General features: G+C 62.0%; 19 protein-coding genes, 1 tRNA gene and 1 pseudogene. 12 read left to right on the forward strand and 9 right to left on the reverse strand.

The features are described from left to right. Positions 1–4: 4 nt before the first annotated feature. The 6 genes from BraRD5C2_RS27525 to BraRD5C2_RS27550 all read right to left on the reverse strand — a co-directional run bounded on the left by BraRD5C2_RS27525 (position 5) and on the right by BraRD5C2_RS27550 (position 9,671). Entirely contained in the window at positions 5–2,242 is a 2,238-nt protein-coding gene (locus BraRD5C2_RS27525; protein WP_223974079.1) for a polysaccharide biosynthesis tyrosine autokinase, read from the reverse strand. 112 nt (positions 2,243–2,354) lie between these two features. Beyond that, a complete protein-coding gene (locus tag BraRD5C2_RS27530) occupies positions 2,355–2,984 on the reverse strand; it encodes a hypothetical protein (RefSeq protein WP_223974080.1) in 630 nt (209 codons plus the stop codon). A gap of 60 nt (positions 2,985–3,044) precedes the next feature. After that, entirely contained in the window at positions 3,045–4,490 is a 1,446-nt protein-coding gene (locus tag BraRD5C2_RS27535) for an O-antigen ligase family protein (protein ID WP_223974081.1), read from the reverse strand. Positions 4,491–4,525: 35 nt separating this feature from the next. Next, positions 4,526–5,722, reverse strand: coding sequence for a polysaccharide biosynthesis/export family protein (locus BraRD5C2_RS27540; protein ID WP_223974082.1), 1,197 nt, complete (start codon positions 5,720–5,722; stop codon positions 4,526–4,528). A gap of 539 nt (positions 5,723–6,261) precedes the next feature. Next, positions 6,262–6,546, reverse strand: coding sequence for a hypothetical protein (locus tag BraRD5C2_RS27545; protein WP_223974084.1), 285 nt, complete (start codon positions 6,544–6,546; stop codon positions 6,262–6,264). 185 nt (positions 6,547–6,731) lie between these two features. Continuing rightward, a complete protein-coding gene (locus BraRD5C2_RS27550; RefSeq protein ID WP_223974086.1) occupies positions 6,732–9,671 on the reverse strand; it encodes an Ig-like domain-containing protein in 2,940 nt (979 codons plus the stop codon). 980 nt (positions 9,672–10,651) lie between these two features. On the opposite strand from BraRD5C2_RS27550, the gene BraRD5C2_RS27555 reads away from it, so the two are divergent. Both BraRD5C2_RS27555 and BraRD5C2_RS27560 read left to right on the forward strand, forming a co-directional pair. Beyond that, positions 10,652–11,626 (forward strand): GDP-L-fucose synthase family protein, encoded by a 975-nt coding sequence (locus BraRD5C2_RS27555; protein WP_223974088.1) that lies wholly within the window; start codon positions 10,652–10,654, stop codon positions 11,624–11,626. Positions 11,627–11,692: 66 nt separating this feature from the next. Continuing rightward, entirely contained in the window at positions 11,693–13,003 is a 1,311-nt protein-coding gene (locus BraRD5C2_RS27560; protein WP_223974090.1) for a WcaI family glycosyltransferase, read from the forward strand. 89 nt (positions 13,004–13,092) lie between these two features. Here BraRD5C2_RS27560 and gmd read toward each other — a convergent pair. Then, a pseudogene (gene gmd / locus BraRD5C2_RS27565) lies at positions 13,093–14,177 on the reverse strand (GDP-mannose 4,6-dehydratase). A gap of 293 nt (positions 14,178–14,470) precedes the next feature. Here gmd and BraRD5C2_RS27570 point away from each other — a divergent pair. Then, positions 14,471–14,737, forward strand: a complete 267-nt coding sequence (locus BraRD5C2_RS27570; protein WP_223974092.1) for a hypothetical protein — start codon at positions 14,471–14,473, stop codon at positions 14,735–14,737. Positions 14,738–15,113: 376 nt separating this feature from the next. Here BraRD5C2_RS27570 and BraRD5C2_RS27575 read toward each other — a convergent pair. Continuing rightward, a tRNA-Met gene (locus BraRD5C2_RS27575) sits at positions 15,114–15,190 on the reverse strand. 317 nt (positions 15,191–15,507) lie between these two features. Here BraRD5C2_RS27575 and BraRD5C2_RS27580 point away from each other — a divergent pair. Beyond that, positions 15,508–16,941, forward strand: coding sequence for a coniferyl aldehyde dehydrogenase (locus BraRD5C2_RS27580; protein ID WP_223974094.1), 1,434 nt, complete (start codon positions 15,508–15,510; stop codon positions 16,939–16,941). 104 nt (positions 16,942–17,045) lie between these two features. Next, on the forward strand, positions 17,046–18,647 hold the full coding sequence (locus tag BraRD5C2_RS27585) for a GMC family oxidoreductase (protein WP_223974096.1): 1,602 nt from the start codon (positions 17,046–17,048) through the stop codon (positions 18,645–18,647). Positions 18,648–18,981: 334 nt separating this feature from the next. Here BraRD5C2_RS27585 and BraRD5C2_RS27590 read toward each other — a convergent pair whose 3' ends face one another. Then, positions 18,982–19,743 (reverse strand): SDR family NAD(P)-dependent oxidoreductase, encoded by a 762-nt coding sequence (locus BraRD5C2_RS27590; RefSeq protein ID WP_223974098.1) that lies wholly within the window; start codon positions 19,741–19,743, stop codon positions 18,982–18,984. 109 nt (positions 19,744–19,852) lie between these two features. Between BraRD5C2_RS27590 and BraRD5C2_RS27595 the strand changes: the two genes are divergently transcribed. The 7 genes from BraRD5C2_RS27595 to BraRD5C2_RS27625 all read left to right on the forward strand — a co-directional run bounded on the left by BraRD5C2_RS27595 (position 19,853) and on the right by BraRD5C2_RS27625 (position 26,317). Next, complete coding sequence (locus BraRD5C2_RS27595) at positions 19,853–20,368, forward strand: CvpA family protein (protein ID WP_223974100.1); 516 nt, start codon at positions 19,853–19,855, stop codon at positions 20,366–20,368. A 136-nt stretch (positions 20,369–20,504) separates the two neighbouring features. Next, entirely contained in the window at positions 20,505–21,287 is a 783-nt protein-coding gene (locus BraRD5C2_RS27600; protein WP_223974102.1) for an SDR family oxidoreductase, read from the forward strand. Between the two features lie 167 nt (positions 21,288–21,454). Beyond that, the gene (locus BraRD5C2_RS27605; RefSeq protein WP_223974104.1) at positions 21,455–22,444 is read left to right on the forward strand and encodes an NADPH:quinone reductase; all 990 of its coding nucleotides are present in this window, start codon (positions 21,455–21,457) and stop codon (positions 22,442–22,444) included. A 134-nt stretch (positions 22,445–22,578) separates the two neighbouring features. Continuing rightward, a complete protein-coding gene (locus tag BraRD5C2_RS27610) occupies positions 22,579–23,427 on the forward strand; it encodes an MBL fold metallo-hydrolase (RefSeq protein WP_223974106.1) in 849 nt (282 codons plus the stop codon). 140 nt (positions 23,428–23,567) lie between these two features. Then, entirely contained in the window at positions 23,568–24,410 is an 843-nt protein-coding gene (locus BraRD5C2_RS27615) for a fumarylacetoacetate hydrolase family protein (RefSeq protein WP_223974108.1), read from the forward strand. Between the two features lie 146 nt (positions 24,411–24,556). Then, a complete protein-coding gene (locus tag BraRD5C2_RS27620; RefSeq protein ID WP_223974110.1) occupies positions 24,557–25,171 on the forward strand; it encodes a glutathione S-transferase family protein in 615 nt (204 codons plus the stop codon). Between the two features lie 273 nt (positions 25,172–25,444). After that, positions 25,445–26,317: an MBL fold metallo-hydrolase gene (locus BraRD5C2_RS27625; protein WP_223974111.1), complete on the forward strand. Its 873-nt coding sequence runs from the start codon at positions 25,445–25,447 to the stop codon at positions 26,315–26,317. Positions 26,318–26,340 lie beyond the last annotated feature (23 nt).

A 26,340-nucleotide genomic window follows, 5' to 3' on the forward strand; every position in this document is an offset into this window, starting at 1 on the left:
CGATCTAGCTCGGCTGCGAGTACTTGGGATCGTAGTAGTAGCTAGTCCCGTATCCTTCGTATCGCTTCAAAAGATTCGTGTCGGCCTTGTTCATGATCACGCCAAGCAGATTTTCACGAACCGACCGGGCGTTCGCCAATGCTCGCTCAAGGACATCGATATTGGTCTTGCCCCATTCGAGCACCAGGAGATAGGTGGGAATGAAGTGTCCGGTCGCGCGGACATCGATCACCGGCGCCAGCGGAGAGAGATCGATGATGATGTAGTCATACATGTTGCTGAAGCGCTCGATGAGCGCTCGCATGCCTTCGGAGGCGAGAATCTCGCTGGTGTGTGCGATCGGGGTATGGATCACCGCGGGCAGGAAATCCACGCCGGTTGTACTCTCCCGAAGAACGACGTCTTCGAACTTGCGTTCCCCAAGGACAACCTCGACGAGGCCGGCGGCGGCGTTTGGCGCCATCAACTTCGTGAGCGACGGATTCCGAAGATCCGCGTCGATCAAGATAACCTTGTGCCCGGACTGCGCGCTGAGCAGCGCAAGGCCCGCGGCAGTGGTCGATTTCCCCTCGCCGGGGAGCGCCGAGGAGAGGCCCACGACGCGACCGCTGCGTAGTCGACTATTGAGGTCTATCGCGGACTTTATCGAGCGGATGCCTTCGGCGTATCTGGAGAACGGCGAGCTTACCACGGCCCAGAAAGCTCCGGCCTCGGCTTGCATCTCATGCGGTGACAGAGGGGTGTCGTTGGGCTGGTGAGCGGGCGCCGGAAGAACAGGAAGGGTTGCGAGGCAATCAGCTCCCAGCAACCGCTCGATCTGATCGCTGGTGCGTACCACGCGATCGGACAGGTCCCTCATAAGGCCGATGCCGAAGCCCAGCATCAGGCCGCCGGCGCACGCCATCGAGAGAACGAGAATGGTCTTGGGACTGCTGCGCTTGGAGGGCCGGTCCGCGCTCGATATGATGCGGGCCTCCGTGATCGGGAACGATTGCTGCTGAATGGATTCAGTATAGCGCTGCAGGAAGGTCTCGTACATCGAACGGTAGGTCTGGGAGTTGCTCTCCAGCTCCTTCAGCTGGACCTGGGCCTGGCCACCGATTTGAGAGCGGGTGACCGCGGCCTCCAGCGCGCGTTGCGCCTCATCCTCGCGCTGCTTGGCGATCTCGTAGTCGCTCTTGTAGGTTTCCGCGAGGCGGCCAAGCTCTGCGGTAATCGACTTGGCGATTTCACGCATCTGGTTGCGCAGGTTGACTGCCGCCAGATGGTTCGACCCGTACTTCGCAGAAAGGTCGGCCTCCCGATTGGCGATCTCCAGATATTGGGATCTCAGCTTGCTTACGACGTCGCTTCGCAGGGTATCCGTTACCGTTGCGTCGCGAACGTCCGATTTCATGACCTGCTCGATGCGATCGAGGCGTGCACGCGCGTCCGCGGTGACCGTCCGTGCTGCGAGCAGCTGGCTGTTGAGCTCTGCGACCTGCTGTTCGGAAATCGACCGTCCGCCGGCATCGACGATGTTGTTCTTGCTCTTGAAGTCGACGATCGAGCGATCGGCGGAGATCGCCTGCTGCTTCAGCTCCTGGATGCGACTGGAAAGCCAGTCGCCCGCACGGCGGGCCGACTGATACTTGGCGTCGAGCTGATCGGTGATGTAGGCCTCGGCGACGGCATTGGCCACCTGGGCAGCCCGCCCCGGCAAGGCAGAGCGATACGATATCTCGATCACGTAGGTAACGCCTACGCGCTTCGCCGAGAGATTGTTCGAGAATTCGCGCAAGGCGCGGCGCTCAATCTCGTCCTGGGACTCATCGCCGGGTTCGAACAGCTGGTAGAAATAGTAGAGGAGATTGCCGACGAAACCTCCGCCATAACGGGCGAATTCGGGCTCTTGCGCCAGATGCAGGTCGCGGATCACCGATCGCGCAATGTTGTCGGACTTGATCAGCTCGAGCTGACTGTCCACGGCAGGCGAGTCCACGGGGACTTCTGTAAAGAGGGAATTCTGGGACGAGTAGGGCTGAAGCTTTCGCGTGTCGATGATGATCGTCGCCTGCGCGGTATAGGTCGATCGGGTTATCACGAGATAAGCTGCACCCAAGGCGAGGGTGATCAGCATCGTGACCAGAAAGATCGGATACTGGCGGCGAACGAAACCGAGGGTGGCCGCAAACATCTGATCGGGCGACACGTAGTCCGCGCGTTCGATCTCGCGTTCCTCGGGCTTCAGGAGCTGGAGCATTTTGGGATCATTGTGATGCGGCAAGCCAAAACGGCCGCCTGTTTCGCAAGCAGTCGCTCACTCCGGCCTGGGCCGGTAATGTAGCCAATGCCGGATTTCCCCGGCATTGCTCTCACGGGCTTACTGAACTCGAAACGGTGCCGGAATTCGTGAACGTATTGCCCAAGCCGGTCACGTTCGACGTGTAGCTGAACATCGGCGTGTTGGTGCCGTTTCCGCCGATCTGCTGCGGAGCACCGCCCCCGCCTCCGCCGAACTGAAGCGGATTGGTCTGACCGCCGCCAGCACCGCCACCACCACCACCGCCGCCTCCGGCGCCGATCGGTCGGTCGCCAGCGCCTGCGGCAAAGGCCAGAACGACGTCCTGATCCTTGGTGTTGAGAATCGCCTGCTGGATTTCCGTGGCAAGACCGGGGTTGCTTCGGACGATGACCTTGGCAGCCTGCGCCAGGCCGGCGCCGATTGCCGCCTTCTGGTCCTTGTTGGCATTCGCGATCAAATTGATGATCGGCTGAAGTGTTGCTGGGTCACCCGAGACGAGTTCGCGAACGGCGCTGACGAGCTCGGCGCCACCGGTGGGATTCTTGGCTAGAAGCTCTGCCGGGTTGCTCAGGAATTGAGCAGTGGCTTGCGGCGAACGCTGGGCCGACGCGGGTGTCGGGACCTGAGTGGCTACGCACATTGCGAGAATTGCCAACGCTGCAACGCCAGTGATTTGTTGCTTAAAAGCGATTCGGAACATACCGTGAACCCTTCCAAAAATATAACGATATCTTAACCGCATAGCGCCGCAACATCAACGTCAGTCGAGGCTTTCCGGACTTTGGTTCACTTCAAAGTTAACCGCGTCAGCCGCCTCAACCTCGGCCACTGGCCTCTGCGTTTGCGCGAGCGCGGCACCGAGCAGAACAATTACAGTGCCGGCGTAGGCAGGGATCTGCAGGGAAAAATCAATCAGGGAGTGCAACACCGCGACCGTTGAGACGGCCAGGGCGGCGCGCGGCAGAGTACGGGAGCGTTGAGGATCGAGGCAGGCGCGTAGCAGCATCGCCATTGCGCCAATCCAGGCCAGGACGACGATGCCCGCCAGGACCAGGCCGCCTTCTGCGGCGATCTCAAGGGCGACGTTATGCGCCCGATCCCACACGCCCCAGCCCGAAATCTCGCTGCTCCGATAGGCGGCGAAGCTCCAGCGGAACGAGCCCAAACCGCTCCCGAGCCACGGAAAATCCGAAATCATGCGCACAACCGAGGCCACGACGCTGGCACGTCCACCGCCGGCTGCGCCTTCCGTTTCCAGCCGTTCGCCCAACCCGCTGTCGAAGATTTGGTAGATCGCCAGGATGACGACGACGGCAGCACCAAAGGCCAGCCAATTGCGAAGCCTGGGCGACATCTCTGATCTGAAATTCAGCCCAAAGGCCACCATCAGGCCGGCAAAGCTGCACGCCACACCCGCACGGGAGCCGGTCAGGACCAACGCCAGCAAGCAAATGCAAAAAAAGCTGCCCGGCACCGCAAGGACACGCCAATTCACGCCGGTGCTCGATGGGCGGCGGCGTTTGCCGGAACGGCGCTTCTTGCGCAGACTGAGGCGCCGGAACGTGAGCAGCAACCATACAATGGCGATCGACCCGAAATAGACCGCCGCCGCATTGCGGTTCGTGAACGTTCCGGTGAGATTGCCGACATAGGCGATCTTCTCGCGCCACAGCACCAGGTTGGGTTCGAGCGCGTAGGAGCAAATCGCGTAAACGGCATAGAGGCCCCCCGACCATGCGATCGTGCGCAACAGGCGGCGCGAGAGTGTCTCGTCGGCGCCGCACATGTAGCCCCCCGTGAACAGCAGCAGGTTCAAGAGCGGCGTACCGATCGCGAGATAAGGTTGCCCCCTGGCGATCGACGCGCTGGCCTCCAGGGGTATTCCCAGAATCTCGCTGGCCACGGCCCAGATCGGATGGACCAGGGGATCGGACGGCGTTCGAGCCACGACCTGAAGGTAGAGGATGGTCGCATAGCTCGCGACGCCGACGGCAATGATGGCTGCAAGAAAAAGCGGTGAAGCAATCGCTGGCGGTCGCAGGGCAAGCCCGACCACCGCTACGCCCACCAAACCGCACCAAAGCGAAATGGCGACGGAGGACACTGATGCAAACGGGAAGGGCATGATGGCCACGGCCGCGAACAGCAGCGCAGCGAACGCATCCGAAGTCTGCCGCGGTTTGAGGGCGACCACCGCCGTCTGCAAGACGGCGATGTATCGCCGGTCATACCGCATGCGGATCAGGGAGTCGTTACGACCAGATTCCGAAGCGCTGCACCATTGTAGGCTGCAACTATCGGATCGTTGACCGTTGCGGTGACCAGTCTGATGTACGTCATCAGCTTCGCCGATTCCACCGCTGGAGCGTTCGACGTGTACAGAACGTCCTTGTTGCGGATCAGAACTTTCGTCGCCAGGAAGTACGTCGATGGGTCGCGCATGTTGAAATTATACACGATCGGGATGATCGGCGTCGTGAAACGGCTCACGTCGACGCCCATCATCGCGGCGATTTCGCGCCGCTCACCGCGATAGAGGAAGATCGCTCCGGGATCAGCCAGCGTATCGTTCAGGCCGCCTGCCTTGCCAACGGCCTCGGCCACCGAAATTCGCCAGGCGTCGAAGTTGAACTGACCCTGCTGGCCGGTTGCGCCAAAGGCCACAAACGTCTGCGGCTCACGATAGACGTAAACCGTATCGTTCGGATGGACCCAGATATTGTTCGACGGCTCGTACACCAGCGACCCAAACGGCACGGTCGCCTGCTTGCCGTTGCGCTCGAGCATGACCCAGGTGTCGAAGCCTTGTCCCTTGGGGCCGCCGGCACGCGTGATCGCATCAAGCAGGCGCTCGCCGGCAGCGTTTGCTGGATAGCGAACCGGATTGTTCACTTCGCCGAGAACGCTGATGAGCGACGTCCGCTGATCGATGAGGGCGACGACAGCCTGCGGCTCGATCGCGCGATTCTTCAGCGCATCCGCAATCGCCTGCTGGACTTCGGAAGGCGTCCGGCCTTGCGCGCGGATAGCACCGGCATAAGGAACCGAGACATTGCCGTTGTGGTCCACCGTCTGATTAGGCAGGGCGATGAAGTTGCCGGGCCGAACACCTGCTTCAACCGGGATAAACAGACCACCTGCGGCGGCCTCGAAGATGGTGACGCTGACGACGTCGCCGATGCCAAATCTGATTTCGCGGGGGGGCTGACGATCGGGATAGGTAACCGTCAGCTTGCCGGTATTGCGCGCCAGCACGGACACCACGTCTGAATTGACGCGGACCAGCGCATACGGAAGGCTGTTTTCATCGACCGGCGTCTCGCTTTTTACAGCTTGGCTGGATGGCCCCGACGTCGGCAAATAGCTGCAACCGGCCAGAGCAATCGTGGCGCTAAGCGCGATTCCGGCAAAAAATCTGATTTTAAAAAAAGTCCCCATGCTTTCGGAACTATCATGCGCTCGGCGCAATCTCTAAGTGAATCTGCGTTGGGGCCGATTTTTGGGTTACCGTAGTTGCTGATCTGCAACGATCTTGCGGGCGCTTAACTAGCAACTAACCAAGCTTGGCACAGCAGCGCGATTTTGTGCGCTGGCTGCGAAGGTATCTCTACGCAGGGAGGGCGACACAGACGGCGGATTTGACGAACCTCACCTTGGTGATAAAGAATCACCGGCTCGAGCCGGTACCGGCGTAGCCGCCCTTCGATTGGGTGCTATTGGAATTCCCGAACGGGCTTGTGAACGGGCTGCTAAATCCGGTGCTGACGCCCTGGTTGGTTCGCACCGCCGAATTCGGCCCACCCGAGACCGCCGATCCACTCTGGCGTTGCTGCGTCACGGTCTGAGTCGGGCTTTGCGCTACGCCCTGTGCCATTGCTCCTCCTCCGGATAGCAACAACAGGATCAGCACGGCTGTTCCGTATCTCATGAAACACTCCTTCCAATTTCCCGGATCATCGCAATGACCGAGAACCGTCTCACGCCGCCGCGACGGCGAAAAATTCCGGACGACACTGCGTCAACTGCCAAAAGTGTTCGAAGACAGCAAACGGACCGGCGCGTTCAGTATAGGTATGATGGACGTGGCGCGCCAGATCCCCCTGGGGACCGACGTAGACAACCGCCTTTTCCCCGAAATTGGTCATGCAGGCGACCCCGTATGGTGTTCTGCCGTCGCGCTCCATCGTCTGCTCGGCGGCGCGGGCCTGGTTGTGAAGCAGCGCAAATAAAGCAGAGCCCAAAATCTCCCTGCGTGTCGGCATCTCTCAGGCTCCAAGTGATCGCACGCGATACTGGCAGACCCGTTACCTCTCGGCAAGATTTGCGCGGCACGGCGCGGTCGGAGCCGTTCGCGCTTTCCAGATCGGTTGCAATTCCATCACGGCGGGGCCGGCAGGCTTCACTGTCTCTGCCCCCTCCCCCTCAGGAAGACGCGCGTCTGCTCCCTCTACACGTGCAGCATGAAGCTGTCGTGGGTGTGGGTGTAGCCCATAGCATCCGCGAGGGCGTGAATGTCGAGATGCACATCCTGCGCAATCGCATTCGTGTACCAATCAAGCTGCGCCTCGTTGAACGGCAGCGGGGCGTGGCCATCATACGTGCTTGCGCTGGCGGCGGCCGCGGACGGATGAAAAACAAATCCATCGCCGACCTGGCTCACTGTGGCGGCTTGATTCGGCATCGACAGCGTCAGCGGAGCAACGTTCGTCGCGGGAGGGTCGATGACGAATGTGCCGCCGTGTCCGTCACTGGACAGGGCAAATGTCATTCGCGTGTAATCGCCCGTCAGATTCAGATGCGCAGCATGGTTTTGCGCGTCAGTGACCGTCAGCACGCCGCCCGAGGTATTTCCGATGTACGAAACCCGGGTGCCGGCCCCGTACGCGATATCCCTCAGGTCGAGGATATCCGAGGCGGTCGGATCGCCATTGCCCGAAAGACCCACGATATTGCCGGTGAACTTGCTGGACTGATCCAGGATCAGCATGCCCGTGTTTTTGCCGAATGTGATCGCGCCCGACGCAGCGCCGGCGAGCTCGAGGCTGCCTCCAGCATCGATCGTAAGCTGCAGGCTAACGCTGGTCGCGACGGTGCCGGCCTTCGTGCCGATCGTACCGTCGCCGTTCAGATCCTGATGCATCGTCGTCTCCAGCGAGAGCAGCGACGCGTTCGAGCCGGAGACCGAGCCGACGATGGTCGACAGGAAGTTGCCGTTCGCATCGGTGGCCGCGACCGTATACAGGCCGGTGCCGGTATCCTTCCAGGCGACGTCGTAGCCGGTCGCCGTCTTCTCGGCACCGATGAAATTGGTGCTGGGGAATTGATCCGTGCCGACCGCGGCGCCCGCCAGTTTGAACACGACATCGGTGCTGCCTGTGACAAAGTGGAGGCTGTTTCCAACCTGCTCGAGGATCGTGCTGCCCGCCGTCTCGATGATCTTGAGGGGCAATCCGATCGTGCCGTCGCCGTTCAGATCCTGATGCATCGTCGACTCCAGCGATCGAAGCGCATCGCTTGTACCGGAGACCGAGCCGGCGATGGTCGACAGGAAGTTGCCGTTCGCATCGGTGGCCACGACCGAATAAAGGCCGGTGCCGGCATCCTTCCAGGCGACGTCGTAGCCGGTCGCGGTCTTCTCGGCGCCGATGAAATTGTAGCTGGGGAACTGATCCGTACTCAGTGCGGCACCCGCCAGTTTGAATACGACGTCGGTGCTGCCCGTGACAAAGTGGAGGCTGGTTCCGACCTGCTCCAGGGTCGTGCTTCCCGCGCTTTCGATGACCTTGGTCTGGAGAACATTGGATTGCACACTCGTATTCCCGGCTGCGTCGGTCGCAGTCACCGAGAACGAGTGGGAGCCCGAGGAAAGCGATCCGACGTTGATGCTCCAGGTGCCGTCACCCTTGGCCTTTCCGGAGCCGATCAGGGGGGTGCCGTCATAGAGTGCGATGGTTGCGCCGGCTTCGGCAGTACCGGCAATAGCGGATTGAGCCAGCGTAAACGACGCAACGACAGGCTGGGCGGGAGCCGTCGTGTCGATCGTCACGGTAAGCGACGTAGAGGTGGAGCTGACGTTGCCGGCAACATCCATCGCCTTGGCCGTGAACGGGTGGCTGCCGTCGTTCAATGTTGCCGTCGCGAAAGACCAGCCGCCGGTCTTGTCGACAACCACCGTGCCGATCTGCGTCGTTCCGTCGAATATCTGGACCGTGCTGCCGGCCTCTGCGGTTCCGCTCAGCGTGATGTGGTTCTGGTTGGTGATGCCGTCGCCGATCGTTCCACTGTTCGGCGTGAAGGAAGCAATGCTCGGGGCCGTGGGCGCGGTCGTGTCGACTGTCACCGTGAGTGCGGTCGACGTCGTGACGTTGCCGCTCTGATCCGCTGTCTTCGCTGTGAAAGGATGAACCCCGTCGGTCAGATTTACCGTGACGAACGACCATTTTCCGGTGCTGTCTGTCACCGCCGTGCCAAGCTTGGTCGAGCCATCGAAGATCTGGACTGTGGTACCGACGGCGGCCGAACCCGTCAGCGTAATCTGCTTCGCGTTGGTGATGCCGTCGCCGGTGATGTTGCTATCGGGCGAGAACGAGTTGATCTGAACGACAGGCGGCTTGGCGGAGTAGGCGCGGATGTAGTCGATGAGCATGTCACCGCCCACCGGCGCACTGGGGTCGGTGATATACGGCCCGTACAGCGCCAGGTCGGCGATGATATACATCGGCGTGTGCATGTCGGATGGAGTGGCAATCTGGAAGGCCTTCACTCCGTCGACATACCAGGTAATCGTATCGGGCTCCCAATCCATGCCATAGGTGTGGAATCCAGACGCCATTGTCGGAAGGTAGACTGCGCCCTGCTGGAGCTCCATGCTGCCCGTCGCAGAACTGTGCGATGTCATGTTGTCGATGGTCGGGTTGTTGCCGGTCGCCTCCATGATGTCCAGCTCTTGAGCCGGCACGGTCCCGAATAGCGCGTTATTCGTGGGCAGCAGCCAGAATGCGGGCCAGAGCCCCTGGCCGGCGGGCAGCTCGGCTCTCATCTCGAAGTAGCCGTAGAGTTGCGAGAAGGAGTGATAGGTTGTGATCATGCCCGACGTGTACTGGGCATTGTCGATGTAGGGCTGGATCGCGGCAGCTGCGGGGCCCGCATGAAGATCGAGGATGCCGTTGTTCACGGTCCATGGCGTCACCGAACTCGTGGGCGCATAATTGCTGTTGATGTACCAGTTGACCTCCTGGTTGCCACTAATGTTGATGCCGTTGGCAGCCGCCCACCAATAGGTCGAATCCCAGGTGCCGCTCGTGCCGTTCCACAGGCTGAGCGAGTTGAAATCGTCCGAAAACGTGAGTGTGGCCGTTCCAGCAAGATTTTTCGGATCGATCGACATAGCGCCCTCCTCAGCTGGGAAATTGCTATGGCATCGCCGGTTCTCCTGACTTTAATGGCCGGATACGAGTTGTTTTGGTAATTAAGCTGCGCCTGCGCGTACCGCTAAAATTATACGGATTGGCAGCAATGGTTCTTGACCGACGCTGGCGGGTACAATTCAGCAAGGTTAATTCGACGCGAACATCACGCGCACGACAGTTTCCTCTCTACGTTCGACAGCGGCATTTGGCTCCGCAGTTGCAGACATCTCAATCGCAGATGAAGCGGCTTATCGATGAGATCGACGCGAACGTTGGATGTCGGACGGGTTCTCCGTCTCGCGGGCTGAGATGATCCAGTGGTGACGCACGCCCGTCTGAACCTGTCGTGACTTACTCTCTCGCCGCATGCGTGTCGTACCAGCCCGACGTGCGAAACTCAGGAATGCGATAGTCGGTGCGCCCCGTGGCCCGAACGAGAATTTCCTGCACTTTGCCGAGCATGCGGACGAGACTTTTCTGCCCCCGTAAGATTCCGTGGTCGCCCGACAGCGCATAGCCTCGTTGCTTTGCCCGTAAATTTTCGGGTGCTCGAACAGCACTTCCCTGAAGGGGACGACGTAATGGACCTTAACTTGGGCAGAGAATTACTGCATATTTGGTCGGACCGGCATCCGAGGCATTACGGCCTTTGGCCGGTTGAATTTGAGCTGTTAGTACTCTCGAACGTTCATTCACCATCTTTGAGATGGGCCGCGCTGCTTCTTACTGTCGTGTACCTGGCCGCATTTGGGAGAATAGGCCGTCATTGTGTTGTCCCGCCCGAGTATCCCTTCGCATCTTCATCATTAATCTAGTCGTTTGGTTACAATCGGCCGTTGTATTGGTAGGGATTATTGCAACGGCGTCCGGCTCGGATTCGAACGCCGGAGACCACAACATTCAAAAGCCCCGGCGGTAGGCGTGAAGCATTCGGATTTCAGTAGGCAAGGGTTAATTTATGTTAGGGGGGTTCTCCTACGATCTGACTGGAAGGCGGGTCTTCGTGGCCGGACATCGCGGAATGGTGGGGTCGGCCATCATGCGCCGCCTCGCGTCGGAGAGCTGCACCCTCCTTCATGCCGATCGCGGAGAGCTCGACCTTGCGAAGGAGCAGCCGACATTCCGGTGGCTCGAGGCAAACCGTCCGGACGTCGTAATCCATGCCGCCGCCAAGGTCGGCGGCATTGCCGCCAACAGTAGTTTCCCCGTCGATTTTCTCTGCGACAATCTCGCGGTCGAGCTCAACGTGATCCGCGCAAGTCATGCAATCGGCGTTGAGCGCCTGCTGTTTCTCGGCTCGTCCTGCATATACCCCAAGCACGCCAGGCAGCCGATCGCCGAAAGCGAATTGCTGACGGGGCCGCTCGAGCCGACCAACGAATGGTACGCAATCGCCAAGATTGCCGGCCTCAAGATCTGTCAGGCACACCGGCGGCAACATGGTGACGATTTCATATCGGTGATGCCGACCAACCTCTATGGCCGCGGTGACAACTATCATCCAGCGCACAGTCACGTGCCGGCGGCGCTGATCCGACGCTTCCACGAGGCCAAGCTGGCAGGGACCCCGACGGTATCCGTCTGGGGCACAGGCAATCCGCTTCGTGAGTTTCTCAACGTCGACGACTTCGCCGATGCGTGCGTCTTCCTCTTGAAGAACTACTCGAACGATCTGCCCATCAACGTCGGCAGTGGTGACGAAGTCACTATCGCCGATTTTGCCGCCATGGTAGCGGAGGTCGTGGGCTATGCGGGCAAGTTGGCTTTTGATACGTCCAAGCCGGACGGCGCGCCCCGCAAGCTCCTCGACAGTTCGCGGATTCGCCAACTGGGCTGGCGTTCCACTACTCCGCTACCGACCGGGCTGGCGGGGGCATATGAGGATTTTCTGAAGGGCTACGGTCGTCATTTGGAAAGCAATTCCGGCGGCTGACGAGACCGACGCTTTTTTCGAGACGTGAGTTTTCGATTCCAGTTTTAGAAGTTGGATTGTACTTGAATGCGTATTCTGTTGGTGGGCATCAACTATGCGCCCGATCTGATCGGCGTTGCGAAATACAACACGGAACTCTGTGAGAGCCTTGTGGCCGAAGGGCACGAGGTCAGAGTGATCACTGCGCCGCCCTATTATCCCGCCTGGCGAATCCCGGCCGACTTCGATAGCCACTATTTCAGGACCCGGAACGCCAATGGTGTCGAGATCACGCGCACCCCGATATACGTGCCGCGGAAGCCGACGGGTGCGAAGCGGCTGCTGCACCATGCCTCGTTTGCGTTGACGAGTGCGCTGCCGATGCTGACGAAGGCGCTCGAATGGCGACCCGACGTCATGCTGTCCACCGCTCCCTCCTTGATGTCGTCCGCGCTCGTTTCGTTCGTCGCGCGGCGGATCGGTGTGAAGTCCTGGCTCCATGTGCAGGATTTCGAGGTTGATGCCGCCTTTGATCTCGGATTTCTTCGAAACGGCGCGCTTCGCAGGCTGATGCTGGGGGCCGAATCTCGCATCCTTCGGTCGTTCGACCGGGTATCGTCGATTTCACCGCAGATGGTCGACCGGCTGCTGGCCAAGGGCGTTCCTGCGGAGCGGACCGTCGAGATCAGAAACTGGATCGACACAAGCGCCATCTTTCCCCGGTCGCGGCAGACAAGGTATCGGCATGAACTCGGCATTGGCGAAAGCGATGTCGTCGGACTCTATTCGGGCACGATGTCGACCAAGCAGGGGCTCGATCTCGTGATCGACGCCGCCGCCGTCCTGCAAGACAGCCATCCCGACATTCATTTCATCCTCGCCGGAGAGGGGCCTGACAAGGCGAGGTTGATCAAAATGGCGGCCGGCCGCTCCAATGTTCATTTTCTCGGACTGCAACCCAACGAGAGCTTCAACGAGTTGATGGCAACGGCGGACGTGCATCTCATTCCGCAGAAGGCGGAGGCGGCTGATCTGGTCTTGCCATCCAAGCTCGGGGCCGTGTTTGGCTCCGCCCGTCCGGTGATCGCGATGGCGACCGAAGGAACGGGGCTGGCCGAGGAGGTCAAGGGTGCCGGGATGGTCGTTTCCCCCGGCGACACGCGTGCTCTCGCCGATGCGGTCTGCACGCTCGCTCAGAATCAGGCGCTCTGCGCGGCGTTCGGCGCCGAAGGACGGAAGCGCTCACTCGAGCGTTGGGATCGTCGGGCCATCGTCGGTCGCTGGGCGCTCGAGATGAGCGCGATACGAAACGCACCGTCCGCGTCCGAAACGAAGGCGGCGATGACCGCTCGCCCGCCCGACGCTATCTCGGTCAAGGACGCCATCCGCATGCCTTGACGGCATTGGGACGGCCCACTGCGTGTGGTGGACGGAAAGCGTTCGAGGCCCCCGCTTCAGCAAGCGCCAGACGGCGTTATGGGCAGCGGTCACTCGTGACGCGGATAATATCTGAAGCCATGCTGCTTGATCAGTTCATCTCGCTTCGCTGAGGCGAGATCTTCCTGCACCATCTCACGCACCAGGCTTTCGAACGAGGTCTTGGGCCACCAGCCAAGCTTCTGCTTCGCCTTGGAGGGATCGCCCAGGAGGGTCGCGACCTCCGACGGACGGAAATAGCGCGGGTCGACGGACACGATGCACTTGCCTGTGGCGGCATCATAGCCCTTTTCGTCGACGCCCGTTCCTTCCCAGCGGATCCGCATCCCCACTTCGCCCGCGGCAACCTCGACGAAGCGGCGAACCGAGTGCTGCACACCGGTCGCGATGACAAAGTCCTACGGCGTATCCTGCTGCAACATCAGCCATTGCATTTTGACGTAGTCACGCGCATGCCCCCAGTCGCGAAGCGCGTCAAGATTGCCCAGATAAAGACGTTCCTGAAGGCCGAGGTGGATGCGGGCCAAGGCTCGCGTGATCTTTCGGGTGACAAACGTCTCGCCCCGCACGGGAGACTCATGATTGAACAGAATTCCGTTGCAGGCATACATTCCATACGCCTCACGATAGTTCACCGTGATCCAGTAGGCGTAAAGCTTCGCGACGGCGTAAGGCGACCGCGGATAGAACGGAGTGGTCTCCTTCTGCGGGACTTCCTGCACCAGGCCGTACAGTTCGAGGCCTGGTAGAATTTCGACTTCTTCTCGAGCCCCACGATTCGAATCGCCTCGAGGATTCGCAGCGTGCCGAGAGCGTCCGAATTCGCGGTATATTCCGGCTCCTCAAACGAAACCGCCACGTGACTTTGGGCGGCGAGATTGTAGATCTCGTCCGGCTGTACCTGGCCGACGATCCTGATCAGACTGGAGGAGCCCGTCAAATCACCATAGTGCAGCCGGAACGAAGGATCCGGCTCGTGCGGATCGAGGTAGAGATGATCAATGCGGTCGGTATTGAAGAGCGAGGTCCGTCGCTTGATGCCATGGACCTCATAGCCCTTCGCGAGCAGCAGTTCGGCTAGATACGCACCGTCTTGACCCGTTACGCCGGTTATTAATGCTATTTTTTTTGTCATGTAAGCTACTCAAAACATGATCCGCGTATGTAGCCAAAATCATCTTGCAGGCGCAGTGCGAAGGTCGATCACGACGGCAATTGTTGCCGCGTAAGATTAATCCTCCGGCGGAGGATCGTGCGTGCCGCGTCAGAGGATACCCCTGACCCGCTCAGGCCTTATTCAAGGCTCGCAAAGCGTTGGTCCGCGGACCCGGCGTGAACGGGTTGCGCGATCGACCATTGCCTGATTTGCACCCCGCGATAGGATCACGCCGCGTCGACGATGACGGCAGCACACAAGGGAGGTGAGCCATGCGCGCCGAACAGGAATTCAAGCGAGCCGCTCTTGCATTCTCGCTGGTGGCTCCTCTGCTTTTGCCGACCGAGACATCAGCCGTCACCGTTGAGGTCGCGAGGAAATGCAATGCGCTCGTTGCGAAAAACTTTCCGCCACGTCAGCCCGGCAATCCGGCGGCGGGCAGCGCCAAAGGCAACGGACAAGCCGAGCGCGACTATTTCAAGAAATGCGTCGACAATGGAGGCAACGTGGACGACACCGCCGACAAGGACAAAAAATGATCGGGTGTGCGTCGTCAGCGCATCGCGGCAAGCGCGGTTGAAATCCGGACGCGCATCGCCTGCACGCTTGGTGGTTCACCGCAGCCGCGGCAACCTCCTCTGGTTCGGCTCACAAAGGCGCTCGCTGTAACGGACACGCCGCTGACGCCCGGCCGGGCATGATGGATCCGCTCGCCAGGCCTAGGCCGCATCGGGCAAAGCCGCTCATTGTCGCGGTACACGGCGATATCAAGAACATGTCGTCATGCCGACCGCAGCAGGTCGCGGGTCATTCGAACCTACGAAACCAAGTCGTCGATTGCGTTGCGGCGACGTTCGACGTTGAAAAACAAAAACCCAGCAATCCATTCAGATTGCTGGGTTTCCGTATCGAACTTGGTTGCGGGGATAGGATTTGAACCTATGACCTTCAGGTTATGAGCCTGACGAGCTACCGGGCTGCTCCACCCCGCGTTAAACCGTTGCGTGCCTTGCAGAAAGAGTGCCCGAGCCGGTCGGCCAACGCATCAGATGGCGCCGATCGATCCGTCCAGAGGGCTTCCTGAGAAGGCGACCCGGGCCGAAGCCGTTCGGGTGCGAGGGGTATGTATCAACGTGAGTACGGTTTGGAAAGCCCCGGATGCGGGTTTTTGAGGATTTTGTGACGCCGAAATCGGCGGTTTTCCTGGCAAATCTACCGCCGGGAACCGGCTCTTGCCAGATCGCGCGCAAAAGCGGAGCTTGGCGCCCAACAAAATCCGTCAAGGACACGTCATTCGAGGGGAAACGCCATGGACCGGCCATTGAAGAGCCCGGGGCTGCATGCGCTTGAGGACACCTTTCACCGCCAGTTCGAGCTGTCGCGCAGCGAGCCAGCGCCGACATTGCAGGCGCGGCTCGACCGGCTGCGCCGCCTGCGCGCCGCGCTGACCGAGAACGAGGCGCGATTCGAGGCGGCGATCTCGGCCGATTTCGGCCACCGCTCCACCGTCGAGACCGCGATCGCCGAGACCATGCTGGTGCTCGGCGAGATCAAGCATGCGGCCAAACACCTCAAGGGCTGGATGGCGCCCGAGAGAATCCCGACCACGGTGCAGTTCGCGCCGGCCAAAAACCGGCTGATCCCGCAGCCGCTCGGCGTGGTCGGGATCATCGCGCCCTGGAATTATCCGCTGCAGCTGACCTTGGCGCCCGCCGTCGCCGCGATCGCGGCCGGCAATCGCGCCATCATCAAGCCGAGCGAACTGGTGCCGCGCTTCGCCGAGCTGCTGGCCGAGGTGATCGAGAAGAAATTCGACACCACCGAACTCGCGGTCACCGATATCGACGACGACATCGCAACGGCCTTTGCCGCGCTGCCGTTCGATCATCTGATCTTTACCGGCTCGACCCGCGTTGGCCGGCTGGTCGCGGAAACGGCCGGCCGCAACCTGACACCGGTGACGCTCGAGCTCGGCGGCAAATCGCCCGCAATCGTCGACGGCTCCGCCGACCTCGACGAGGCCGCGCAGCGCATCGCCTATGGCAAGCTGCTCAATGCCGGCCAGACCTGCATCGCGCCCGATTATGTGCTGGTGCCGCAAGCCTCGGTGCAGCCGTTCGCGATGCGGCTACAGGGCCACATGCAGCACATGTTCGGCACCGATCCGAAAAATCCCGACTACACCTCGATCGTCTCGGACCGGCACTACGCCCGGCTCGAGAGCCTCGTCGCCGACGCCGCCGCGAAGGGCGCGACCATCGTGCAGCCGGCCGCGCCGAACGATCCCGAGTGGAAGGCAAGGCGCAAATTCCCGCCGACCGTCATCGTCGATGCCACGCCCGAGATGACCGTGATGCAGGAGGAGATCTTCGGACCGCTGTTGCCGGTCATGGGCACCCGCGACGCAACCGAGGCGATCGGCTTCATCAACCGGCGCGACCGCCCGCTGGCGCTGTACTGGTTCGGCACCGACAACGCCGCCCGCGATGCGGTGCTGGCGCGCACGGTGTCGGGCGGCGTCACGGTCAATGACTGCCTGTTCCACTTCGCGCAGGCCTATCAGCCGATGGGCGGCGTCGGCGCGTCCGGCACCGGCGCCTATCACGGCGAATGGGGATTCAAGACGCTGACCAAGCTGAAGCCGGTGTTCTATCGCTCGCGCTTCAACCGGCTTGCCGATCTCTATCCGCCCTATGGCGCGAAGATCGCGCGGCTGGAGAAGCTGATGCGGCTGTTGTCTTAGGGACTGTCGTTCCGGGGCGCGAAGCGAACCCGGAACCTCGAGATTCCGGGTGCGATGCTGGCGCATCGCCCTGGAATGACGCCAAGAAACTGGGGGAAACATACGTGACTGACACATTCGATTTCGTGGTGGTGGGCGCAGGCTCCGGCGGTTGCGCGGTGGCGGGGCGGTTGTCGGAGGATCCGGCGACGTCGGTCGCGATGCTCGATGCCGGCGGCAAGAACGACAATTGGGTGGTGACCACGCCCGGTGCCATCATTCTGATGCTCTCGAGCAAGCTCAACAACTGGGCGTTCGACACGGTGCCGCAGAAGGGCCTGAACGGCCGCATCGGCTACCAGCCACGCGGCAAGGGGCTCGGCGGCTCAAGCGCCATCAATGCCATGGTCTATATCCGCGGCCATCGCGCCGACTACGATCAATGGGCTTCGCTCGGCAATACCGGCTGGAGCTACGCCGACGTGCTGCCCTACTTCAAGCGTTCGGAGAACAACACCGAGCTCGACGGCGAATATCACGGCAAGGGCGGGCCGCTCAACGTCACGGGCCTGCAGTCCGACAATCCGGTCAAGGAGACGTTCCTGCAGGGCGCGCGCGAGGCGCAGTTCCGGATCCGCGACGATTTCAACGGCGCCGAGCAGGAAGGCCTCGGCATCTACCAGGTGACCCAGCGGAATGGAGAACGCTGGAGCGCCGCGCGCGGCTATATCCATCCCCACATGGGCCGCCGGCCCAATTTGCGCATCGAGACGCAGGCGCAGGCGACCCGCATCATCTTCGAGGGCAAGCGTGCCGTCGGCGTCGAATACATGCAGGGCAAGGAGAAGAAGGTGCTGCGCGCGCGGCGCGAGGTCATCCTCTCGGCCGGCGCGTTCCAGTCGCCGCAATTGCTGATGCTGTCGGGCGTCGGCGACGCCACCGCGCTCGGCAAGCACGGGATCGCCAGCGTGCATGATCTGCCGGGTGTCGGACAGAACCTGCAGGATCATCCCGATTTCGTGTTCGGCTTCGCCTCCGACGCACCTTATTTCTCGGGGCTATCGTGGAGCGGCATCGGGCGGATCCTCAAGGGCATCGGGCAATACCGCCGCGAGCGGCGCGGCCCGATGACCTCGAACGTCGCCGAATGCGGCGGCTTCCTGAAGACGCGACCCGAGCTCGACGTCCCCGACATCCAGCTGCATTTCTGCATGGCCATGGTGGAAGACCACGGCCGCAAGCCGCGCTGGGGCACCGGCTTCTCCTGCCATGTCTGCCTGCTGCGCCCGGCCAGCCGTGGCAGCGTGTGGCTGAACAGCGCCGACCCGCTCGCGGCCCCCGCGATCGATCCGAATTTCTTCGGCGAGGACAGCGACGTTGAGACCATGGTCGCGGGCTTCAAGATGACGAAGCGACTGCTCGACACGCCGGCGCTGCGCGCGCTGCAGCAGAAGGACATGTTCACAGCAGATGTCCGCACCGACGACGACATCCGCAGCATCCTGCGGGCACGCTCCGACACCGTCTATCACCCGGTCGGTACCTGCAGGATGGGCACGGATGATCCACTCGCGGTGGTCGATCCGAAGCTGCGCGTGCACGGGCTCGAGGCCTTGCGCGTGGTCGACGCCTCGATCATGCCGACATTGATCGGCGGCAACACCAATGCGCCGACCATCATGATCGGCGAGAAGGCCGCCGACATGATCAAGGCGGAGATGCGGTAACCAAATGGGCAGGGCGCGAGAGCGCCCTTGCCCACCCTGTGAGACTGCCGTCGCAGGGGCGCACTGCCAAAATATCGAAAACAACCCCATGCAAAGTAGCCGGCGGACAGGGCAACTTGACTCGTCGGGCAACTCAGCGGTACTGTTCTATTATTCAGAAATCGTGCAGACGGCCTCAGCTTGCGCAGTGTCATCACCCGCGCAGGCGGGTGATCCAGTATTCCAGAGACGGCCGTGCTTGAGCCGAAAGGCCTCGGCCAACTGGATCGCCCGGTCCATGTGCGCAATTGCGCACAGGCCGGGCGATGACAGCGGCTTCATCCGGGCTACGGAGCTAATTCAGCAAAAACCCGCCATCGACCGTCACCACCGTGCCGGTCATGTAGCGCGAGGCGTTGGAGGCGAGCAGCATGATCGCGCCGTCGAGATCGGTCTCAGCACCGACGCGGCGCTGCGGAATCCGTTTTGCCAGCCGCTCGCCTGACGGCGTCGACCAGAATTCATGGTTCATCTCGGTGTCGATGTAACCCGGCGCCAGCGCGTTGACGCGGATGTTGTTGCCGGCGAGTTCCAGCGCCATCGCCTTGGTGCCCTGGATCATGCCGGCCTTGGAGATCGCATAGGGCGAGACCGCCTTGAGCACGCCCTGCCCGAGCACGGACGCGACATTGATGATGTTGCCCGGCTGCTTGCGCAGGATCATGCGCCGCGAAAGCTCGGTCGCGAGGAAATAAGCGCCTTTCAGATTGGCGTTGATCACGGCGTCCCAATCGGCTTCGGTCTGCTCGGTCGAGAGCTTCTCGATCGCGATACCGGCATTGTTGATCAGCACCGAGACCGGACCGAGTGCGGATTCCGCCGTGTCGAGCGCTTTCGCAATCCCGGAAATATCTGCAACATCCATCTGCACCGCGGCAGCGCGGCCACCTTTGGCCTTGATTTCCTCCGCGAGGCTTTTCAGCTTAGCGGTCTGGCGTGCCGCCAGCACCACCGCAGCGCCATGCGCTGCGAGCACGCGGGCGAACTGCCGCCCGAGCCCCTGCGAGGCGCCGGTGATGAGGATGATTTCTTTACTGACATCGAATAGGTCGGACATCGGCAGGTTCCCGGATTGAAGCGGACGAGTGATAGCGACAATTGTCCCTGATGTAAGCAGGTTTGATCAACCAGGGGACCGTAGGAGATTGGGCAGGAATTCCTTATCCATGAACCTCTTCGACATCGTCGTGACGCTCGGTCTGTTGTTCGCGGTCGTCACCGGCTTCACGACCGGCCTGTTGCGGAGCGCGGTCACCATCCTGGCCTATCTCGTTGCCATGCCGCTTGCGGTCGCGCTGCTGGCGATGGTCGGGCCCCACATCGCAGCGCTGCCGTCGTCGCCGTTTCCGCCCAACGGCGTACTGCTGTTCGGTCTCTTCCTTCTGATCGGCGTCATTCTCGGAAAGGTGGCGCGGACGATGCTCGACGACACCATGGGCTCGGAGATCGGGATCGGCGACCGTCTCGGCGGCGCGCTGCTCGGCGCAATCAGGGTTGGCCTCGTCGTGACCACGCTGGTGCTGGTGTTCGATCAACTGGTGCCGCCGGCGAGACAGCCGCAATTCCTCAACGGATCGCAGTTGCGGCCGTGGTTCTCCGCCGCCGGACAGGCCGGCTTCCGGTCGCTACCGCCCGAAGCCACCATGGCGATCGAGCGGCTGCGGCGCGAGCAGCGTATCTAACCAACGGGCTCACCCGGGCTGCTCCTGTCCGGCATGCACTTATGCATTGCACCTCCCTTACCGGCGCCGCCGGGCTTGGCTAGACTGGCGCCAGCGAAACTCTACAAACCAATCCGACATCACAGGGAGTGAACTCGTGGATCTTGGAATCAAAGGCCGCCGCGCCATCGTCTGCGCATCGAGCAAGGGACTGGGCCGCGCCTGCGCGATTGCGCTCGCCGATGCGGGCGTGCACGTCACGCTGACGGCGCGCGGCGCCGAGGCGCTGAAGCAGACCGCCGACGATATCCGGAAGGCGCATCCCGGCATCACCGTCACCGAGATCGTCGGCGACATCACGACGCCGGCCGGACGCGAGGCCGTGCTCAAGGCCTGTCCCGAACCGGACATCCTGATCAACAATGCCGGCGGCCCGCCGCCCGGCGATTTCCGCAACTGGACCCGCGACGACTGGATCAAGGCGATCGACGCCAACATGCTGACGCCGATCGAGCTGATCAAGGCGACCGTCGACGGCATGATGGCGCGCAAGTTCGGCCGTATCGTCAACATCACCTCGGCGGCGGTGAAGGCGCCGATCGAGATTCTCGGCCTGTCCAACGGCGCCCGCGCCGGCCTCACCGGCTTCGTCGCCGGCCTGTCGCGCAAGACCGTGATCAACAACGTCACCATCAACGGTCTGCTGCCGGGCCCGTTCGAGACCGATCGTCTGCGCGGCACAGCAAAGCCCGAGGCCGAAAAGCGCGGCATCTCGGCCGAGCAGGTGCTGGCCGAGCGCGCCAAGCTGAACCCGGCCGGCCGCTTCGGCCATCCCGACGAATTCGGCTACGCCTGCGCCTTCCTGTGCGGCGCCAAGGCCGGCTTCATCACCGGGCAGAACCTGCTGCTCGATGGCGGCGCCTTCCCCGGCACCCTCTAGTGCCGCCGATTTGAAGTTCCTGCACTGTATGCGGCGAGGCCGATTGGGAACTTCAAATCGATCAAGCGGCACTAGAGATTCATGAGTCTTGCTAGCGCCCTCTTGCTCTCCGAAGTTCGCGCAAGAGTCCGCTGGACGAGTTCACGAACTTCGGAAAGGGGCGCTAGATGAGAGCCGTCTGGTACGAACGAACCGGCGCGGCGCCGACGGTGCTCACCGTCGGCGAGATGCCGACGCCCGACGCGGGCCCGGGCGAAGTCCGGGTTCGCCTCGAAGCCTCCGGCGTCAATCCGGCCGATGTCGGCCGCCGCAGCGGCAACTATCGCGCGATGGAGTTTCCACGCGTGATCCCGAACAGCGACGGCGCCGGGATCATCGACCAGATCGGTGAAGGCGTGACGCGCTTTGCCGTCGGCGATCGCGTCTGGCTGTTCAACGGCCAGCGCAACGGCCGCGCCTTTGGTACCGCGGCCGAGTACATCACGCTCGCCGACTACCTGGTGACGCCGCTGCCGCAGGACGTGTCGTTCGCGGCCGGTGCTACGCTCGGCATCCCCTGCATGACCGCGTGGTGCGCGCTGTTTGCCGACGGTCCGATCTCCGGCCAAACGGTGCTGGTCGCCGGTGGCGCCGGTGCCGTCGGCCACTATGCGGTGCAACTCGCCAAATGGGGCGGTGCGCGCGTGATCGCGACGGTGAGCTCGCAGGTCAAGGACGTGGAGGCGCGACTTGCCGGCGCCGACACGGTCGTCAACTACCGCACCGAGGACGTCGTCTCCAAGGTCATGGCCTTCACCGAGAACCGCGGCGTCGACCGCGTGATCGACGTCGACTTCGGCGGCAACCTCGCGACCACGCTGAAGATCATGGCGCTGAACTCGACGATCGCGGTCTACGCCACCAACGGCAACCGCACGCCCGTGTTGCCGGTGCGCGAATTGATGGAAAAGTGCATCACGGTGCGCTCGCTGGTGCTGTTCGCGCTGCCGCCGCCGCTGCTCGCGGCCGCGCAGGCCGACATCACCAAATGGCTGGCGTCGGGCCCCCGCGTGCACAACATTGCCGGACAATTCGCGCTGGCGGAGACCGCCGAGGCCCATCTCGCCGTCGAGAAGGGCGACAAGATCGGCACCGTGATCGTCGACTGCGCGCGGTGACAGGCACGCGCGCTCTTCTCCCTCACCCCGCAGGCGGGCTGAGGTGAAGGGCAGCGCGGCCTTGATCCATTGCACCAGCGCGCGGGAACCCGCATGGTCAGGTGATAGACCAATAAAAAAGGAGGACACGCCGCATGCAATGGACGATCGGCAAGGTCAAGATCACAAAAGTCGTCGAGCTCGAGACCGTCGGCAGCACACGCTTCATCCTGCCGCTGGCCGGCCGGGAAGAGATCCAGAGCCTGCCCTGGCTGATCCCGCATTTCGCCAATGAGGATGGCCGGCTGAAAATGTCGATCCATTCGCTGCTGGTCGAGACGCCGGAGCACCGCATCATCGTCGACACCGGGCTCGGCAACGACAAGCAGGGCCGCAACGTGCCTACCTGGAACAACCGCAACGATCCGTTCCTGGAGAAGCTGACCGCAGCCGGCTTTGCACCTGACAGCATCGACACCGTGCTGTGCACGCATCTGCATGTCGACCATGTCGGCTGGAACACGAAACTCGTCAGCGGCAAATGGGTGCCGACCTTCGCCAATGCGCGTTACGTGTTCGGCAGGACCGAATTCGAGCACTGGCGCAACCACAGCGACGATGCCACGCATGCTGCCGTGTTCGCCGACTCGGTGAAGCCGATCGCGGATGCCGGCAAGGCCGAGCTGGTGCCGAGCGATCATCGCCTCACCGAGGAGATCACGCTGATCCCTACGCCGGGACACAGCCCCGGCCATATCAGCATCCACATCAAGTCCGGCGACGCGGAAGGACTGCTGACCGGCGACGTCGCGCATCATCCCTGCCAGATGTATCACCTCGACTGGTCGTCGACCGCGGACTCCGACCAGAAGCAATCGGCAGTGACGCGGCGCGAATTGTTCTCGCGCTTTGCCGATACACCGACGCTGGTGATCGGCGGGCATTTCAATGCCGGCCACATCAAGCGCGACGGCGGCGCGTTCAGGTTCGTCGCGCTGGGGTGATCGGCCCGAAATGGCCTTGAAATAAGGCTTGGCAGCAATGCAGCGCGCTCATGGCGGTTGAATTTCCGGGCGCGCTGTTCCATGAAGCATGTCGAGGTATACCAGTAACAATCCTCAAGACATCGTAGGGAGTGATCAACATGAAGCTTGTTCGTTATGGCGAAAAGGGTGCGGAAAAGCCCGGTCTGATCGATAAATCCGGCCAGCTCCGCGATCTCTCGGCCCATCTGAAGGACCTGACCGGCGAAGCGTACACGCCGGACTCGCTGAAGAAGCTTTCCGCACTCGATCCCGCCTCCCTCCCGGCCGTCTCCGGCAAGCCGCGCTTCGGCGCCCCGGTCACCGGCATCTCCAAGTTCGTCGCGATCGGCTTGAACTACTCCGACCACGCCAAGGAGACCGGCGCTCAGATCCCGACCGAACCGATCATCTTCATGAAGGCGAATACCTCGCTGTCCGGCCCGAACGATGCGGTCGAGAAGCCGCGCGGCTCGACCAAGCTGGATTGGGAAGTCGAGATCGCTGCGATCATCGGCACCCGCGCCAAGTACGTCTCGGAAGCCGACGCGCTGAACCACGTCGCCGGCTATTGCGTCTGCAACGACGTCTCCGAGCGCAACTTCCAGACCGAGCGCCTCGGACAGTGGACCAAGGGCAAGTCGCACGACACCTTCGGTCCGGTCGGGCCGTGGCTCGCGACCAAGGACGAAATCGCCGACGTGCAGAACCTGTCGATGTGGCTCGATGTCAACGGTCAGCGCCGCCAGACCGGCTCGACCAAGACCATGATCTTCACGATGGCGAAATGCATCTCCTACGTCTCGCAATTCATGACGCTGCTGCCCGGCGATATCATCACGACGGGCACCCCGCCCGGCGTCGGTCTCGGCATGAAGCCGCCGACCTTCCTCAATGTCGGCGACGTCGTCACGCTCGGCATCGAAGGCCTCGGCGAGCAGCGCCAGGAAATCGTCGCGGCGTAAGGCTCGGTCAGCGTCACCGCCGTCATTGCGAGGAGCGATAGCGACGAAGCAATCCATCTTTCCGCGTGTTCGGAAGCAATGGATTGCTTCGCTTCGCTCGCAATGACGGAAGAGAGATACCCAGCGTATATTTCCAGGGGCCTCCCATGAAACTCACCTTCTCTCCCGCCTCCCCGTTCGCCCGCAAGGTGCGGATCGCGGCGATCGAGCTCGGCCTGATCGACAAGATCGAGTTCGTGCCAGCCAGCGTCGCGCCGGGCACCGCCAATGACGAATATTCCAAGATCTCGCCGCTGAAGAAATTGCCGGTGCTGATCCTCGACCATGGCGACGTCATCTTGGATTCCTACGTCATCGTCGAATATCTCAACGAGATCGGCGGCGGCCGGCTGATCCCGGGCTACGGTCCGCGGCGCTGGCAGCTGAAGACCGATCATTCGCTGCTCAATGGCATGCTCGATTCCATGCTGCTGTGCCGCTACGAGAAGATGGTGCGGCCGCAGGGCTCGCTGTGGCAGGCCTGGTATGACGATCACTGGAACCGGGCCTGGGCCGGCATGGCGCGATTCGAGAACCGGCCGGACGTGCTGAACGGCTCGTCGTTCGACATCGCGCAGATCGGCCTCGTCTGCGTGCTCGGCTATGCCGATTTCCGCTTTGCCGATTGCGGCTGGCGCAAGACCTATCCCAAGCTCGACGCGTTCTACCAGAAAATGCTGGAGCGGCCGTCGGTGAAGATCTCGGCCCCGCCTGCGGCGTAGCAAAGCCAAGCGCGGGGAGAATGACGATCCGCTAACGCGTCCCCGCCTCTCGATTTCAGCGCGAGCCTGGTGCTCGCGCTGACCGTCTCCGATCTCGACTTTGTGATGATGATGACGGCAGCCCGGTACGGCCCGCCGGAGCAAGACCTTGCGGCGATGGATATCCTCGCCAACATCAGAATTCCCGCCGTGCGCGACGCGCACCAGCTTTTCTACGCGTTCTCTTCACGCCAACCGGACTTCGCTCGCAAACGCCAACGCCAAGGAATCACCATGAGCCTGAAATTTGCCGCCGGCGATCTCACCATTCATCGCATTGTCGAGGACGAAGGGTTGTTCCTGCCCGCGCTCGACATGCTGCCCGGACTGACACCGGAGCTGCTCGCGGAGAACCGCGCCTGGATGAAAGCGGCCGGCGCACTCGACGACAGCGACACGCTGATCCTGGCATTCCAGTCCTACATCGTGAAGACGCCGCATCACACCATCCTGATCGACAGCTGCATCGGCAACGACAAGCCGCGGCCGGGACGGCCGAGCTGGAACATGAAGACCGACGACAACTATCTGCGCGGCCTCGCGGCAGCGGGCTTTTCGGTCGGCGACATCGACTATGTGATGTGCACGCATCTGCATGTCGACCATGTCGGCTGGAACACGCGGCTCGAGAACGGCCGCTGGGTGCCCACCTTCCCGAACGCGCGCTACGTGTTCGACAAGAGCGAGTTCGACTACTGGACCGAGACCAACGCCAAGGCAGAGGTCCCCCCCTTCGTCGACAGCGTGCTGCCGGTGGTCGAAGCCAAGCGGGCCGACCTCGTCGGCAATGATTTTGCGATCGGCGATCACGTCCGCATCCTGCCGACGCCCGGCCACACCCCGGGCCATGTCGCCTTCACCTTCGGCCGCGGCAAGGATGATGCGGTGTTTGCCGGCGATCTGATGCACTCGCCGATCCAGACGCATTATCCGGAGCTGTCGGCGAAGTTCGATGTCGACCAGGCGCAGGCCGCAAGGACACGGCGCAGCTTCCTCGAGCGCTATTGCGATACCGATACGCTGTGCTGCCCCGCGCACTTCCCCTCGCCGACGGTCGGCAAGATCAGGCGGAAGGGCAACGGGTTTGCCTGTGAGACGGTGAAGTAGGCTGAATTCGCGACAGTCCCTCT

The organism is Bradyrhizobium sp. RD5-C2, assembly GCF_019972155.1.
Classification (GTDB): Bacteria; Pseudomonadota; Alphaproteobacteria; order Rhizobiales; family Xanthobacteraceae; genus Bradyrhizobium.

Coding starts and splice junctions, on each gene's coding strand:
- BraRD5C2_RS27525 (WP_223974079.1), bottom strand. CDS start 2,242: ATGCTCCAGCTCCTGAAGCCCGAGGAACGCGAGATCGAACGCGCGGAC.
- BraRD5C2_RS27530 (WP_223974080.1), bottom strand. CDS start 2,984: ATGTTCCGAATCGCTTTTAAGCAACAAATCACTGGCGTTGCAGCGTTG.
- BraRD5C2_RS27540 (WP_223974082.1), bottom strand. CDS start 5,722: ATGGGGACTTTTTTTAAAATCAGATTTTTTGCCGGAATCGCGCTTAGC.
- BraRD5C2_RS27545 (WP_223974084.1), bottom strand. CDS start 6,546: ATGCCGACACGCAGGGAGATTTTGGGCTCTGCTTTATTTGCGCTGCTT.
- BraRD5C2_RS27550 (WP_223974086.1), bottom strand. CDS start 9,671: ATGTCGATCGATCCGAAAAATCTTGCTGGAACGGCCACACTCACGTTT.
- BraRD5C2_RS27555 (WP_223974088.1), top strand. CDS start 10,652: ATGTTAGGGGGGTTCTCCTACGATCTGACTGGAAGGCGGGTCTTCGTG.
- BraRD5C2_RS27560 (WP_223974090.1), top strand. CDS start 11,693: ATGCGTATTCTGTTGGTGGGCATCAACTATGCGCCCGATCTGATCGGC.
- BraRD5C2_RS27570 (WP_223974092.1), top strand. CDS start 14,471: ATGCGCGCCGAACAGGAATTCAAGCGAGCCGCTCTTGCATTCTCGCTG.
- BraRD5C2_RS27580 (WP_223974094.1), top strand. CDS start 15,508: ATGGACCGGCCATTGAAGAGCCCGGGGCTGCATGCGCTTGAGGACACC.
- BraRD5C2_RS27590 (WP_223974098.1), bottom strand. CDS start 19,743: ATGTCCGACCTATTCGATGTCAGTAAAGAAATCATCCTCATCACCGGC.
- BraRD5C2_RS27595 (WP_223974100.1), top strand. CDS start 19,853: ATGAACCTCTTCGACATCGTCGTGACGCTCGGTCTGTTGTTCGCGGTC.
- BraRD5C2_RS27605 (WP_223974104.1), top strand. CDS start 21,455: ATGAGAGCCGTCTGGTACGAACGAACCGGCGCGGCGCCGACGGTGCTC.
- BraRD5C2_RS27610 (WP_223974106.1), top strand. CDS start 22,579: ATGCAATGGACGATCGGCAAGGTCAAGATCACAAAAGTCGTCGAGCTC.
- BraRD5C2_RS27615 (WP_223974108.1), top strand. CDS start 23,568: ATGAAGCTTGTTCGTTATGGCGAAAAGGGTGCGGAAAAGCCCGGTCTG.
- BraRD5C2_RS27620 (WP_223974110.1), top strand. CDS start 24,557: ATGAAACTCACCTTCTCTCCCGCCTCCCCGTTCGCCCGCAAGGTGCGG.
- BraRD5C2_RS27625 (WP_223974111.1), top strand. CDS start 25,445: ATGAGCCTGAAATTTGCCGCCGGCGATCTCACCATTCATCGCATTGTC.